We start from the raw sequence: 13819 nt of genomic DNA, 5'->3' as shown, positions 1-13819 counted from the left end.
TTAAAAACCTGCAAGGTTTCTTATTCTTAAAAAATTAAATGAATAAAATCCCAAAAGCTTTCCTTATTTCCGATTTCACCTGCTTTGCACTGCTTTTGGCTTTCCTTTTTTCATTACCATCAAAACTTTTCAAAACGCCCACCTCCTATGTTATCGAGGCCAGCAATGGTAATTTATTAAGTGCTGCAATTGCCAGCGATGGACAGTGGCGTTTCCCAGTAGCTGATAGCGTTCCGATAAAATTTAAGGATTGTATTATTGCTTTTGAAGATAAACGCTTTTATAACCACCTTGGCATAGATATATTGGCCATGAGCAGAGCCATGCGGCAAAACTGGAAGGCAAAAAGTGTAGTAAGTGGCGGCAGTACATTAACCATGCAGGTTATCCGTTTATCACGAAAACAAGACCGAACGATTTGGCAAAAATTATTGGAAGCGATTTTAGCTTTACGCTTAGAAATAAAATATTCAAAAGAAGAAATTATTGGCCTATACGCTGCCAACGCTCCTTTTGGAAGTAACGTGGTGGGCCTGGAGGCTGCAAGTTGGCGATATTATGGTCGGGATGCTAAAACACTTTCGTGGGGTGAGATGGCCACTTTGGCCGTTCTTCCTAACAGTCCGTCGTTGGTCCATCCTGGTAAAAACTCAACGAGATTGATTAAAAAAAGAAATGATTTATTAGATAAGCTGGCTAAATTAAAATATATCGATCAGGCTACCGCAAATTTAGCTAAGTTAGAACCGGTTCCAGGCAAACCCATGCCCTTACCTCAAAATGCGCCACATCTATTGAACCGTTTTAAAGTAGAACGTGCGAGTCTTAAAATCTCTTCTACAAAAATTACGTCTACATTGGATGAAAATATACAACTAAAAGTTAATGCCACATTAAAACGGTACAATAACCGCTATCGGGCAAACGACATCAACAATATTTCTGCCTTGGTGCTCGATACCAGAACAGGTCATGTAGTAAGTTATGTAGGAAATATCTATCAGCCAGAAAATACCGAACTGCAAAGCCACGTGGATATGATTAAAGCACCACGAAGTCCTGGCAGTACCCTAAAGCCTTTGCTTTATGCCAGTATGCTGAGTGATGGCTTTATATTGCCGCACACCCTGGTTCCAGATATTCCGACTCAAATAGCGGGCTATTCGCCACAAAATTATGATCTGGGTTATGACGGTGCCATTGCTGCTGATAAAGCGCTGAGCCGCTCCTTAAATATCCCTGCAGTAAAAATGTTGCAGCAATATAAATACGAACGTTTTTACGATAAATTAAAAAAACTTGGGATAGGAACACTGAATCAGCCAGCAGATCATTATGGTTTATCGCTAATTTTGGGTGGTAGTGAAGTTACGATGTGGGATCTGGCCAACACCTACATGGGCATGGTACGTACGCTAAACCATTTTAACACCTATAAAGGCCTTTATAATCCTGAAGATTATAAACAGGCAAGCTACTTTAATAATAAAACCAAAGAAGAAAAAGACTATCAGCGCAATTCATTTTTAGATCATGGTGCAATATGGGCAACCTTTAATGCCATGGAAGAAGTGATGCGCCCGGGTGATGAAGGTTTGTGGGAACAATTTTCCTCATCGCAAAGGATAGCATGGAAAACAGGTACAAGTTTTGGTTTCCGCGATGCCTGGGCTATAGGTCTAAACCCAAATTATGTAGTATGCGTTTGGGTAGGCAATGCCGATGGCGAAGGCAGACCTGGTCTTGTTGGAATAGAAGCAGCTGCACCAGTACTCTTTGATATTTTCAGGTTATTACCCAATGGAAAATGGTTCGAAACGCCCACAACTAAACTCAAAAAGCTTAATATATGTAAAAAAAGTGGTTACAAAGCAGGGGAATACTGTACTGAAGTAGCACAAGAACTTGTACCAGTTTCAGGAGAAAAGACTGCTGTTTGTCCTTTTCACAAATTGGTTCATTTAGATAGAACAGGCACTTTTAGGGTTACCGACCAATGTGAAAGTATAACACATATGCAACACAAAAGCTGGTTTATTTTACCACCAGCAATGGAATATTATTACAAAATAAAAAATAGTGATTATAAATCCCTCCCTCCTTTTAAGGCTGGTTGTGACCTCTCCGGTGGAAATAGTGCAATGGAGGTAATTTATCCGAAAAACAATGCAATAGTTTACATTCCCTTAGAGCTAGATGGAACAAGAGGTAAAATTGTGATTAATGCAGCACATAGAAATCCAAGTGCTAAAATATATTGGCATATTGATAATGAATATGTAAGCACTACCACTAATTTCCATCAATTGGCTATTAGTCCGCCCCCTGGTAAACATACTTTAACCCTCGTTGATGAAAACGGAGAAAGGCTGGTGCAAACTTTTACGGTTTTGGATAGAGAAAAGAAGTAACTGCAAATGTAAACCTCAGATTTACATGATACTCGACAAATTGCATACCTCAAAGGATATCAACGTCTTGCTGAACTTGTTTCAGCATCTTTTATGGCAAGAAAGATCCTGATCTCGAAGTTTCGGAGCAGGATGATACCGCTTTAAATGGCTTACGTAAATTTATTATACTTCAGTTCTTGTAACTACTAGCTGCCGCGAAATTGTTCCATAAACAATTAGATACTGTGCAATCATATAGGTTGCCATAATTAAAGCTCCGCTCTGCGGAATGGGCTGAGCGAATTTATTCACAGCCAACACACTATCTGACAATAAGAAAAACAAGGCGCCGTATAAAATGAGTTTAAAACTGAAAATGTTCACTTTCCCATATCGGTTAACGGCCATAATAGCCATAACTGTGATAATAATAGCATACATTAAAACAGGGAACTGCATTGCGCCTAGTTTTGGCTGCAGGTAGAAAAACAGGCCAGAGCAAAAAATGGCAAAAACGCCTACTGCCCACAAAAAGTAAGGCGTTTTGTGGTTAGGATTCGATCTATGATCGAGTGTAAACGCCCTGATGTAAAAAATATGGCAGGCTACAAAGGCAATTAATCCGTATATAAAAAAACTTGATTTATCGCTTTGAAACATCAGCAAAATATCGCCAATCCATGCAAAAATTAATCCGACAAAAATTCTCTTGTGAAAACGCCCCTTCAAATTTGTACTGAGATAAAGCCACACCAAAAGTACCACCACAATTAGTGGTTTAGAGAAATTACGTAGCTCAATATTATTGGCATATTCTGCATATAGCTGAATTACAAATACGAGGAAAAATATAAATGAAAATAGTTTAGTCTTCATTAGAATCAGGATTTGCCTTTTGCAAATTAAAAAACCAAATTACGGATATTAACTGGATAGCCACAAAAATTACTTGATATCCGACCGGAAAATTCAAAAACAAAATCAGCAGAACACCTAATAGCAGCCTAAAATATTCGAACCTAATTTGCCATGCCTTTCCTTCTAACAGCGCGCCACAGCTAATTAAGGTGAATAGTGTAAAAACCGCTCCAGAAACTAAAGGAACGTTTTCCATTTTATGATAAGAAAACAATATTGTAGCGCCTGCAGCTAAAGCGATCAAAAACTGGAATAAAACATAACCTGTTAACTTTGATTGATATCCTGGATTATATTTTTTATAGGTTTCTATATTTATTTCAGGTGCAGGTTGAAATCCACCCAGGTGTGATGGAAACCAGCCCGGAGGTTTAAGAAAAACTTTAATCTTATCACTTAATTTAGGCGATTGCTTTGCTGTTTTAACCAAATCATTCCAATAATGAAGATTTGCCCAAACGGGATTCCAACTGGCTAAAGGTTTGGTGATACCATAATAAACCGCTTCTTCTTCCTTCTGAAAAGTTCCAAAAAAGCGATCCCAGATAATTAGTGTACCGGCATGGTTTTTATCAATATATTTTGGATTAGAGCCGTGGTGTACCCGATGGTGTGATGGTGTATTTAAAACATACTCCAAAAAGCCCATGCTTTTAATGGCCCTGGTATGAATCCAAAACTGATACAAAGTATTGAAAGCGCTCAATGTTAAAAACATAATGGGATCAAAACCAACGAAAGCCAATGGCAGGTAAAATATCCAGCTAAACCAGCCCTGAAACCAGCTCTGCCGTAGCGCTACGGTTAAGTTGTATTCTTCTGATTGGTGATGTACAATATGTGCAGCCCATAAAACATTTATTTCATGGCTCATCCGGTGAAACCAATAATAGAAAAAATCGACACCAATAAATAACAGGATCCAAACCCATATTGTCTTGGGTAATTCAAATAAACGCCAATGCTCAAAAATGTATTTATAACCAAAAAACAATGCGGTTTTCATAAAAATACCGGTAAGTTGCTGCCCTATACCCTGACTTAAATTGGCAATACTATCATTAAACCGATAATAATTTAGTTTTTTATAAAAGTTATAGGCCAATTCTATTCCGATCAGAATAAAAAATATCGGTACAGATAATGCAATGTAGTCTACTTTCATATAAACAGAAAAAATATTTGGCTAGCAATATTTATCTTACAATTTAGCAAATTTCCGGCTCAACATAAAATCTACTCCATGTAATATTTGCGCTTGTTAGGCTTTTAGTTATTAATTCTATCAAATTCACCTTACCTTTGCAAAGGCTAAACTAATGGTTTTGGCGTTGTTAAATTTTCATTTAAAATCATCCCATCTATGAAAAAATTATTTCTCTTTCTTTTGCCAATGGCCATGGCATTTTATGCAAAGAGCCAAACACTGGTATTAGCTAAAGATGCCGCACAATACATCGGTAAAAATGTAACCATTTGCGATTCAGTATATAGTGCAAAGGCTTTAGATAAATTAACGCTAATTAATTTAGGTGGTGCTTATCCAAAAGAACTGCTTACAGTAGTCATAAATAAAGAAGATGAGCATAAATTCCCTTCAGAACCTTCAAGTATGTTTATGGGAAATAAAATTTGTGTTACTGGCATCGTATCAGATTTTAAAGGTAAAAAACAGATTTTAGTTACTGATCCGAAGCAGATTATTGTAAAATAAACAGCTTAATCATCAGATTGTGGTATTATTGCCGTTTTAGCTGCCTCTATATAAAGCAAAATCTGATTAACGCAGGCAGTTAAACATTCTTTCACCTCGTGTTCCCAAAACCGCATTACGGTATAACCATTAGCGCTTAGCTGTTGGTTAATATATTTGTCGCGTTGTATATTTCGTTCAATCTTTGGAATCCAAAAACCAGCATTTGTTTTTAAGGTCGACTTCTTTTCATCCCATTTGTATCCATGCCAAAAATCGCCATCTACAAATATGGCGAGCCTGTATTTATTGATAACCAAATCTGGTTTACCAGGGAAATTTTTAGGATGGATTCTGAACCTAACTTGTTTAGCCCAAAGCGCCTTACGAAGTTTCAACTCAGGCAGGCTATTTTTTGCCCTAATTTTAGACATGTTCTTACTTCGTTGCGTAGTGGTGTAAAAACCAGCACTTTCTTCAAAGCGGGGAACTTTAATATCCTCTTCTTTATATGGCTTAGGCCCCATACTTAAGAAAACCATCAATGGCTGTAAATTGTTTAAAAACAAGATGGCTGAGGCACACAATACCTATCAACCTAAGCACCTCCTAATTTAAAGGAGGTAAGCTTCGGCCGGAGCGTTAATACAAAAAGTATAATTTATGAGTAAATTGTAGAATGGGGTGCTCCTTCAGCTGGCAGGAAATTAATCCTGCCAACCTCGTAAGCATAGATATCCTTATTATCTGGTTCGAAGATTAAAAATCATTTTAATATATCATAACGAATTATACGGATAGGCGTATTTCCTTGATGAATAGTTTTATTTCCTTGATGAATATTTTTAGTCTTGTAGTTTTTCTTACACTAAAAATTTAATGATTAGATAAGGTAAGCCTAAAGCTACGGCACCTCCATAGATAATATCAAGCCAAAAGAAAGATCCCAAAGCACCGGCGTATATAAAACCGACTATAGGGGTTACCACAATTTTAGACAACCAGGAAGTAGTTTTCGATTTTACAACCGCATTCCATAAACTGTTTGCATCACCTGTACTTGGAAATGCATGCGCACCGATCGAAATGGCCAGATACATCAGCAAATAATCTAAAACATTGGCCGAATCGAATTTAAATTGCAGCGAAGCCGAAAAACCAATAATAAAACATAGGAGCGTGTTAATAATAAAAGGCCCCACAGAAATAAATACTGTTTGATAAACCTTTGTTGCGGGCTCGTGTAAAACATAACCTACTGGATTTTCGGGTCTAAAATAGCAAACTTCAAATACTGGAACCTTAAATAACCTGCAAAAAAGCTGGTGAGCAAGCTCGTGCACAATTACACCTGGAAAAGTAACGATACTGATTAATATACCTGGAACAAACATAATCTTATCTTCTAATTACCTATAAATTTCTGAACCCAAAATAATGGGTGATAAACGCTTCGATATAGTACTATCGCCCGAGTGGGTTTCGTGGGCCTTTATTTTTGCCAAACTCGCTAAACTTTCCTTTTTCCTGCCGGCAAAATAGTCTACCATTGCCGTAGCTTCAATAGCACTATCATTCTCAGGATCGAGGGTCAGGGCTTTTGAAGCAAAAACGGCAGCCTCTCTATCATGTTTTCGTTTAAGTTCAATCCTTGCCTTTTGCGATAAAACATAAATATCTTCAGCATTAAATGCCAATAATCGATCGCAAAGGGCCAAAGCTTCATCATATTTGGCTGTATTTCTTTTAACAGCAGTTTTCAAACTCAAAGCTTGATAAAAATTAGGATCAACCTCCAAGACCTTGTTTACAATCCTATCAACCCGATCATAATCTTTTGTTTCGAATAAAAAATTGGCGATATGCGTTTTTAATACAATTTCGTCGGTACTATCTACCAGTGCCAATAATTTTTCTTTATCCTTTGCAACGGCAACAATACGTTTATACATCAACGTATCCTTAGGGAACGATTGGGCAATATATTCAGAGGCCGCATTTACCGTGCTCAATAAAGTTTGATCCTCTGTTTTTATATCTGCTACCTTGTCAAAAGCGATCTGGTATGCTTCAAAATCAAAATTATAGGCACTTGCAACCATCATATAAGCATTGGCATTGAAATCTTTCGGGAACTTGTTCAACACTAAACTCAACTCACGTTGTGCCGTTACAAAATGTTTTTGATCTATTGCGTTCTCAGCTTTACCTAAATGGACTGCAGCAGAGATATATTGCTGCGTACGCACCAAACTGATCACCATAACCGCTAAGATGCCAAGTGCGAAAAATTTAATCCATTTGGGTATGGGATACTTAATTAAACTTTTCCGGCAATCAGCACATAAATTAATGGTATAACCAGGCTCGTATACGTTTACCTGACAGTTTGCGCACAGGATTTCGTTAAAATGGCTTTGTGGCGCACCTGCTGTGGAATGATTTTCCTCCATGTGAGATTCGTTAAAGTCATAAAGATAATATTTTTTAACAATTTCGGCTATTAAGCGCATCTAATTTAAAAAGCTTGGATTTTTTTATTTCTATTGGCATAAAATCCATAGTTTTAGGCTTCCATCAACCTACACACATGCTTTTAAAACGAAATACGCTAATTTTTATACTCTTTGTACTAGTTGCTGCTTTTGCTTATCTAAGTTTTTTTATTGCGCAGCATCCCATACTTGATTTTGACATTAAAACTTCGTTATTTATTCAACGGTACCATGCAGATTGGTTAGATAAGTTAATGTTGGCTATCAGTTTTTTTGGCGAACTCCCCTATTCTTTACTTTCGGTAGTGGTAGTGGCAATCATATTTTATCAGCAAAAATATAAACGCGAGGGACTATTCATTTCTTCAGTTTTACTATCTGGATTAATTATTCTGGGTATAAAAAATGTAATTAACCGGCCACGCCCTACTGCATTTTACGTACGACTGGTGGAAGTAAACCGATTTCAAAGTTATCCAAGTGGGCATGTTCTTTCTTACACACTCTTTTTTGGGTTCTTAATTATTTTGATGACTACTTTGAAAGATGTGCCAAAGCTAACCAGAAATCTGGTAACTTATTTATCGATGTTTTTGATAATTACCATTGCCCCTTCCAGAATTTACCTGGGTGCACATTGGTTTACCGATACAGTTGGTGGTTTTTTGTTAGGCTTAATCTGCCTTTTCCCGCTTTGCTATTTTTACTTTAAAAAGAAAACGAACTAATTCTTTTCTCCTAGTTTTTCTTTCTTTCTGATTCTGCTTAAAGTTTCGATTCGCATCCCCAGATAGCTCGCCAAAAATTTTAGCGGAACCCTAGACTTTATAGTAGGATATCCGATTTTAAACTGTTTATACCTCATTTCGGCTGAAGGGATTCGCGATAAGATAGATCGCTCTTGCGACATATGGTAATTTATAGCCAATAATTTTCTGGCTAAAATATTGGTTTCAGGAAATTGTGTGTACATATCGTCAATAAAACGGTACGAGAGTATAAGTAGTTCTGAGTCTTCCAGCGCCTGATATTGCTCCTGATAAGTCGGGATAAGCGTCCCTGGATTTCGAATACTCCCGATCAGGTGATTTTCATCCGCTAACCAGGCGGTAATATCTTTTCCTTCATCCAGCACAAAAGCCCGCACTACCCCTTTAACAATAAAGAACAAACAATCGCCACTAATATCGCTAAGGTTAGACAAAAGCTCATTCTTACGCACAGAAATCTTGAATGTTTCGGTCTTTACCCGCTCAATTATTTCTTTTCTTAATGGCTGTAGTTCATTTAAATATTTGAGAAGAGGATCAATGTCATAATGTACAGCGGTCATAATATTTATCCCCCTATTTTAAAACTATATAAGTTATTACCTGAATATCGGATTTTCAAATATAAAAACGAGTGTACCAGCCCAAAAATTACAGTTTTATAAAATTTATTTTTCACATCATCCGTTTTTGGCACCACTTTAAGGAATAAGTTATTCATTAAATTTTCGTTTTGATCACAATATTTTAACTAAATCATAAAAAAAATCTGATAATTTTGCCGCCATGACGAACAATAAACCCAAAGCCTTTATTTTTGATCTTAATGGCACCATGATTGACGATATGGCTTTCCACAATCAGGCTTGGCATAACATACTTACAAAAGATTTAGGAGCAAGCATTAGCTTCGATGCAGTTAAAAAACAGATGTATGGAAAAAACCAAGATCTGTTAGAACGTGTTTTTGGTGTTGGTCATTTCTCTCAAGAACAGATTGATCAGATTTCTATCGAAAAAGAACACAGATATCAAGCAGCTTATAAAAAACATTTAACATTAATAGCTGGCTTAGGCAATTTTTTGGAAAAGGCAAAACAATCAGGCATTCAAATGGCTATTGGATCGGCAGCTATTCCCTTCAATATCAATTTTGTACTTGATAATTTAAATATCCGTTCTTTTTTTAAAGCCATAGTTAGCGCCGAAGATGTGGTAAATAGTAAACCAGATCCGGAAACCTTTAGTAAGGGAGCTGAAATTTTAGGCGTTGCAGCCAGTGAATGTATAGTTTTTGAAGATGCACCAAAAGGTGTTGAAGCAGCTCAAAATGCCGGAATGAAATGTGTTGTACTCACCACTATGCACACTAATGAAGAATTTGCAGCTTACAACAACATTATTTCTTTTATAGAAGATTATACAGATCCCGTTTTACAAGAATTTTTCTAAAGTAAATACGGCCTCCATTTCTGCAGACCGTATTTATTGATCATTGTAGCAATTGCCAAAACAATTATTTGGTAAATTTATATATCGAGCTTGTTTTATACACCTGCCCAGGTTTTAAAACCGTTGATGGAAAAGCGGGTTGATTTGGTGAATCTGGAAAATGTTGTGTTTCTAATGCAAGTGCTGTTCTAAAATCATCTTTAGCACCAGTTTTAAAGATATTTTTGCTTTGCATAAAGTTGCCGCTATAAAATTGCAGGCCCGGCTCCTGTGTATAAATATCCATCACTATTCCCGACTTATCTCCTTTAACAGTAGCCGCATGAAACATGCCCATCGCTTTGGTTTTATTTAGCACATAGTTATGATCATAACCTTTACCGAAGCTTAACTGTTGGTTTTTATCGTTTATCCGAGCACCAATAGTGGTTGCAGTGGTGAAATCGAACGGGGTTCCCTTAACCTTTTCAATTTTTCCCGTCGGAATCAAAGTAGAATCAACAGGTGTGTATTCATCTGCATAAATCTGTACCTCGTGGTTCAAAATCTCACCGCTTCCTTCGCCATTTAAATTAAAAAATGCATGATTTGTTAAATTTACGACTGTAGTTTTATCTGTTTTAGCCTCATAATCCATTTTTAGTTCATTATCATCTGTTAATGTGTAAGTTACCTTAACATCTAAATTACCGGGGAAATTTTCATCTCTATCTTTTGATAAATAATGAAGCATTAAAGTATTGGCATTGGGCTGACTGGCATCCCAAACCACATATTGATAACCTTTTTTTCCGCCATGAAGCGTATTCTGTCCGTTATTGGTAAATAACGAATAGGTTTTACCTTCAAGCGTAAACTTGCCCTTTGCTATACGGTTGCCATACCGGCCAATAGTTGCGCCGAAATAAGGTTCGGTTGATTTTTCGTAATCATTAACACTCTTAAAACCCACTACCACATCAATCAAATTACCATTTTTATTCGGTACCAGTAAGCTAACCAGGCGCCCACCATAATTAGTAAAAATGGCTTCTGCATTATTCTTATTCTTTAAGGTATACAATGCTGTCGGTTTACCATCAATTTCCTTTTTAAAAGAATCGGCAGCAAGTTTTACAACTGCTACTGAATCGCTTTTTAAACTATCTGAAAATGAAGATTTTTTGGTTCCGGATTGGCACGATGCAATACTAATAGCCACTAGCACAGCCAGGCTCGTTAATGATTGTAGTTTCATAAAATGGATACTTGGTTTAGATTTTAATAATAATTTTAAATATAAGTATATCACTTATCTTTACAAATAAAACGATTTAGAAGTTAGCAGAAGTATATATTAACAATAATTTGCTTTAGAAATCAGCAATGATACAATTTGTAGAAGTGTTGATAACAAAACGTAGAACGATTAAAAATCTTTGATTTATTTTAATCGCCTTTCTAAATTTCAGGATCTTTTTAAAAGACGAGCTAAATATTACATATTGAAACAGTCTCAGCATGAGGATTGCTATACCGCTTAATTAAACTTTCAGCGTTTTGTTTATTTGAAGAAGATAATATTAACCAATATCGATTAAAATCCGCTAAAACTGATTATTATTGCGGCAATCAAATTCCAAATATGAATCAAATCATTTCAACAGATCGTTACGACAAAATGCTATATCGCCGTTGTGGAAACAGTGGCATAAAACTGCCTGCTATATCGTTGGGTTTATGGCATAATTTCGGGTATGTTAACGTTTTTGAAAACAGCAAAAACTTAATTTATACCGCTTTTAACAATGGAATTACTCATTTCGATTTGGCAAACAATTATGGCCCGCCTCCTGGTTCGGCTGAAGAAGTTTTTGGAAAAATCCTTCATGAAAATTTTAAGGGCTATCGTGATGAAATGATTATTTCAAGCAAAGCAGGATATACGATGTGGGATGGTCCTTATGGCGATTGGGGTTCGAAAAAATACCTGGTTTCTAGTTTAGACCAAAGCTTAAAACGTATGAAACTGGATTATGTTGATATTTTTTACCACCACCGTCCAGATCCTGAAACCCCACTTGAGGAAACTATGGGGGCTTTAAGTCTCTTGGTTCAACAGGGAAAGGCTTTATATGTTGGCATTTCGAATTATAAAGCAGAAGAAGCGGCAAAAGCGATCAAAATCCTTAAAGATAACGGTACTCCATGTTTAATCCATCAGCCTAAATATTCGATGTTTGAACGTTGGGTTGAAAATGGCTTACTTGATGTTTTGGCACAAAATGGTGTGGGTTGTATTCCATTTTCGCCATTGGCCCAAGGTTTACTTACTGATAAATATTTACATGGCATTCCTTCCGATTCGAGAGTAGCTACAAGTGGTATTTTTTTGAAAGAAAGTAATATTACACCAGAGAAATTAGCTGTAATTGCTAAACTAAATGATGTTGCTAAATCTCGCGGACAAAAATTAGCGCATATGGCTTTATCATGGATATTGAAAGACAATAGAATTACCACAGTATTGATAGGAGCCAGTAAACCAGAGCAAATTACTGATTCAATTAAAGCTTTAGATAATATAGAATTTAGTGATACTGAAATAAAACTGATTGATGAAATTTTAAATAGTTAAAATCAATCCCAATTTGGACAGAGTGTTCCAAAAGAACTCCTTCGGAGGAGAAATCTTTCAACAATCCAATAAACATAGTTCAAAGATTTCTCCTTTTCGCTTTGCTCCTGTCGAAATAACGATTCATCGTAATTTGTCACTCTATCATTTGTTTTTTAAACTAGCCGAAACCTCAGCAGCGGTTAATCAGGCGGGATTAGGCTTTTAATTTGTGATTAGGGCTTAATAGGAAGCGAAAAGTGAAAGGTAGAACCAACGCCATAATTACTTTCTACCCAAATTTTACCGTGGTGCAAGTTTATAATCTCTGCGCTCAGATATAAACCTATCCCGAAACCCGAAATGGTTTTAGTTTGCTGGTTTTCGACACGATAAAACCGATCAAAAAGCTTTTCCATATCATGCGCTTGGATGCCAATGCCATGATCGCTTACAGAAACACACACTTTATTACCTCTGGTTACCGATTGAACCAAAACAGTACTGCTCCAATCTGAATATTTTACAGCGTTGCTAATCAAATTTGAAATAACAGAACCAATTTTATCTTTATCTGCATGGATTAATTTAGATTCCCCTTCTACAAAAGTAATTTGATTAGTGGAGTGAATCAATCTCAGATCTTCTACAACATCACTAATGAGCTTATCGAGGTCAAAATGAGATAGGTTCAAGTGTATTTTTCCGGATTCTAAACGTGATACATTTAAAAAAGAGCCAATCATTGAGCTCATTTTCCGGATCTGTTTTTGAACTTTATCTAAGGTACTTACAACAAAAGGATCGCTTAAATGTCGATTCTGCATCAATTGAATGTAAGCACTAATAGAAGTTAAGGGTGTTTTTAACTCATGGCTTACCATACTGATAAAATCATTCTTTTGCTGTTCTTCCTTTACAGCGATTAAGATTTGTTCCTGATCTAGTGCTTCTCTTTGTAGTTCAGTTTCTTGAATGGCTTTTTTCGCATTTACCATATCGGTAACATCGCTGGCAGTGTGAAGAATACAATAAGGTATTCCAGACTCATTTTTAATGGCCCGGTATTCATAGGCATAATAAGCGGTTTGTAACTTCCCATCCCTTATAGTTTCAGCCGGAATGGCATCACCTTTATCTGTAATGCCTGTTAACAACACATTTTTCAGCATATTGATAAAAGGCTGCCCCTTTAACTCGGGCACAGCATCTTCTAAAGGTTTGCCGATAACGGAGCGGTCTTTACCCCAAAAAGCAATCATGGCATCGTTGGCCATTTCGATTACAATTTGTTCTGAAGTGTATATTGCTGTTGCAGCTTTTGATAAGGAAAGAACCTCTAAAAGTTGATTATGACTTAAAACCTTTGAATAACTTCCCATTTGCATTTAAATGTTAAAAACCGATTATGCTGATCTTTTTGATAAAATTAATTATACTAAGTATCATACAACCTGGCCTTGGCAAATGTTTGCTTAAGCTGTTAAATTATTAAATTTATC

General features: G+C 36.4%; 13 protein-coding genes. 5 read left to right on the top strand and 8 right to left on the bottom strand.

Going from position 1 to position 13819, the window contains the following annotated elements; translation table 11 throughout:
* Positions 1-38 precede the first annotated feature (38 nt).
* Positions 39-2411: a penicillin-binding protein 1C gene (gene pbpC, locus FHT21_RS07190; RefSeq protein ID WP_167294036.1), complete on the top strand. Its 2373-nt coding sequence runs from the start codon at positions 39-41 to the stop codon at positions 2409-2411.
* Between the two features lie 165 nt (positions 2412-2576).
* On the opposite strand, the gene FHT21_RS07185 is transcribed toward pbpC, so the two are convergent.
* Positions 2577-3269, bottom strand: a complete 693-nt coding sequence (locus FHT21_RS07185; RefSeq protein WP_167294035.1) for a lysoplasmalogenase — start codon at positions 3267-3269, stop codon at positions 2577-2579.
* On the bottom strand, positions 3259-4476 hold the full coding sequence (locus FHT21_RS07180) for a sterol desaturase family protein (protein WP_167294034.1): 1218 nt from the start codon (positions 4474-4476) through the stop codon (positions 3259-3261). The genes FHT21_RS07185 and FHT21_RS07180 overlap by 11 nt, the downstream gene beginning before the upstream one ends.
* Before the next feature lie 198 nt (positions 4477-4674).
* Between FHT21_RS07180 and FHT21_RS07175 the strand changes: the two genes are divergently transcribed.
* Positions 4675-5025: a hypothetical protein gene (locus tag FHT21_RS07175; protein ID WP_167294033.1), complete on the top strand. Its 351-nt coding sequence runs from the start codon at positions 4675-4677 to the stop codon at positions 5023-5025.
* A gap of 5 nt (positions 5026-5030) precedes the next feature.
* Here the strand turns inward: FHT21_RS07175 and FHT21_RS07170 are convergent, their stop codons facing one another.
* The 3 genes from FHT21_RS07170 to FHT21_RS07160 form a co-directional block, all read right to left on the bottom strand.
* Positions 5031-5546 carry a very short patch repair endonuclease gene (locus tag FHT21_RS07170; RefSeq protein WP_243854016.1) on the bottom strand — a complete coding sequence of 172 codons (516 nt, stop codon included), beginning with the start codon at positions 5544-5546 and terminating at the stop codon, positions 5031-5033.
* Positions 5547-5867: 321 nt separating this feature from the next.
* Entirely contained in the window at positions 5868-6398 is a 531-nt protein-coding gene (locus FHT21_RS07165; protein ID WP_208398883.1) for a metalloprotease family protein, read from the bottom strand.
* 15 nt (positions 6399-6413) lie between these two features.
* On the bottom strand, positions 6414-7517 hold the full coding sequence (locus FHT21_RS07160) for a hypothetical protein (protein WP_167294032.1): 1104 nt from the start codon (positions 7515-7517) through the stop codon (positions 6414-6416).
* A 77-nt stretch (positions 7518-7594) separates the two neighbouring features.
* On the opposite strand from FHT21_RS07160, the gene FHT21_RS07155 reads away from it, so the two are divergent.
* Positions 7595-8227: a phosphatase PAP2 family protein gene (locus FHT21_RS07155; protein ID WP_167294031.1), complete on the top strand. Its 633-nt coding sequence runs from the start codon at positions 7595-7597 to the stop codon at positions 8225-8227.
* Here the strand turns inward: FHT21_RS07155 and FHT21_RS07150 are convergent.
* Positions 8224-8832 carry a Crp/Fnr family transcriptional regulator gene (locus tag FHT21_RS07150; protein ID WP_167294030.1) on the bottom strand — a complete coding sequence of 203 codons (609 nt, stop codon included), beginning with the start codon at positions 8830-8832 and terminating at the stop codon, positions 8224-8226. The genes FHT21_RS07155 and FHT21_RS07150 overlap by 4 nt on opposite strands.
* A 223-nt stretch (positions 8833-9055) precedes the next feature.
* Between FHT21_RS07150 and FHT21_RS07145 the strand changes: the two genes are divergently transcribed.
* Positions 9056-9721: an HAD family phosphatase gene (locus FHT21_RS07145; RefSeq protein ID WP_167294029.1), complete on the top strand. Its 666-nt coding sequence runs from the start codon at positions 9056-9058 to the stop codon at positions 9719-9721.
* A 64-nt stretch (positions 9722-9785) separates the two neighbouring features.
* On the opposite strand, the gene FHT21_RS07140 is transcribed toward FHT21_RS07145, so the two are convergent.
* The gene (locus tag FHT21_RS07140; protein ID WP_167294028.1) at positions 9786-10958 is read right to left on the bottom strand and encodes an aldose epimerase family protein; all 1173 of its coding nucleotides are present in this window, start codon (positions 10956-10958) and stop codon (positions 9786-9788) included.
* A 387-nt stretch (positions 10959-11345) separates the two neighbouring features.
* Here FHT21_RS07140 and mgrA point away from each other — a divergent pair, with 387 nt between their 5' ends.
* Positions 11346-12338: an L-glyceraldehyde 3-phosphate reductase gene (gene mgrA / locus FHT21_RS07135; protein WP_167294027.1), complete on the top strand. Its 993-nt coding sequence runs from the start codon at positions 11346-11348 to the stop codon at positions 12336-12338.
* 215 nt (positions 12339-12553) lie between these two features.
* On the opposite strand, the gene FHT21_RS07130 is transcribed toward mgrA, so the two are convergent.
* A complete protein-coding gene (locus FHT21_RS07130; protein ID WP_167294026.1) occupies positions 12554-13699 on the bottom strand; it encodes a PAS domain-containing sensor histidine kinase in 1146 nt (381 codons plus the stop codon).
* Positions 13700-13819: the final 120 nt, after the last annotated feature.

Origin of the sequence: Pedobacter sp. SG908 (genome assembly GCF_011759615.1) — a bacterium.
GTDB lineage: Bacteria > Bacteroidota > Bacteroidia > Sphingobacteriales > Sphingobacteriaceae > Pedobacter > Pedobacter riviphilus.
The sequence above is the reverse complement of the archived record's forward strand: the minus strand, read 5'-3'. Positions and strand labels throughout refer to the sequence as shown.

Bases quoted from the DNA above. Each gene is read 5' to 3' on its own strand.
- mgrA (WP_167294027.1), top strand. From the start codon at position 11,346: ATGAATCAAATCATTTCAACAGATCGTTACGACAAAATGCTATATCGC.
- FHT21_RS07160 (WP_167294032.1), bottom strand. From the start codon at position 7,517: ATGCGCTTAATAGCCGAAATTGTTAAAAAATATTATCTTTATGACTTT.
- FHT21_RS07165 (WP_208398883.1), bottom strand. From the start codon at position 6,398: ATGTTTGTTCCAGGTATATTAATCAGTATCGTTACTTTTCCAGGTGTA.
- FHT21_RS07155 (WP_167294031.1), top strand. From the start codon at position 7,595: ATGCTTTTAAAACGAAATACGCTAATTTTTATACTCTTTGTACTAGTT.
- FHT21_RS07130 (WP_167294026.1), bottom strand. From the start codon at position 13,699: ATGGGAAGTTATTCAAAGGTTTTAAGTCATAATCAACTTTTAGAGGTT.
- FHT21_RS07145 (WP_167294029.1), top strand. From the start codon at position 9,056: ATGACGAACAATAAACCCAAAGCCTTTATTTTTGATCTTAATGGCACC.
- pbpC (WP_167294036.1), top strand. From the start codon at position 39: ATGAATAAAATCCCAAAAGCTTTCCTTATTTCCGATTTCACCTGCTTT.
- FHT21_RS07150 (WP_167294030.1), bottom strand. From the start codon at position 8,832: ATGACCGCTGTACATTATGACATTGATCCTCTTCTCAAATATTTAAAT.
- FHT21_RS07170 (WP_243854016.1), bottom strand. From the start codon at position 5,546: ATGGTTTTCTTAAGTATGGGGCCTAAGCCATATAAAGAAGAGGATATT.
- FHT21_RS07175 (WP_167294033.1), top strand. From the start codon at position 4,675: ATGAAAAAATTATTTCTCTTTCTTTTGCCAATGGCCATGGCATTTTAT.
- FHT21_RS07180 (WP_167294034.1), bottom strand. From the start codon at position 4,476: ATGAAAGTAGACTACATTGCATTATCTGTACCGATATTTTTTATTCTG.
- FHT21_RS07185 (WP_167294035.1), bottom strand. From the start codon at position 3,269: ATGAAGACTAAACTATTTTCATTTATATTTTTCCTCGTATTTGTAATT.
- FHT21_RS07140 (WP_167294028.1), bottom strand. From the start codon at position 10,958: ATGAAACTACAATCATTAACGAGCCTGGCTGTGCTAGTGGCTATTAGT.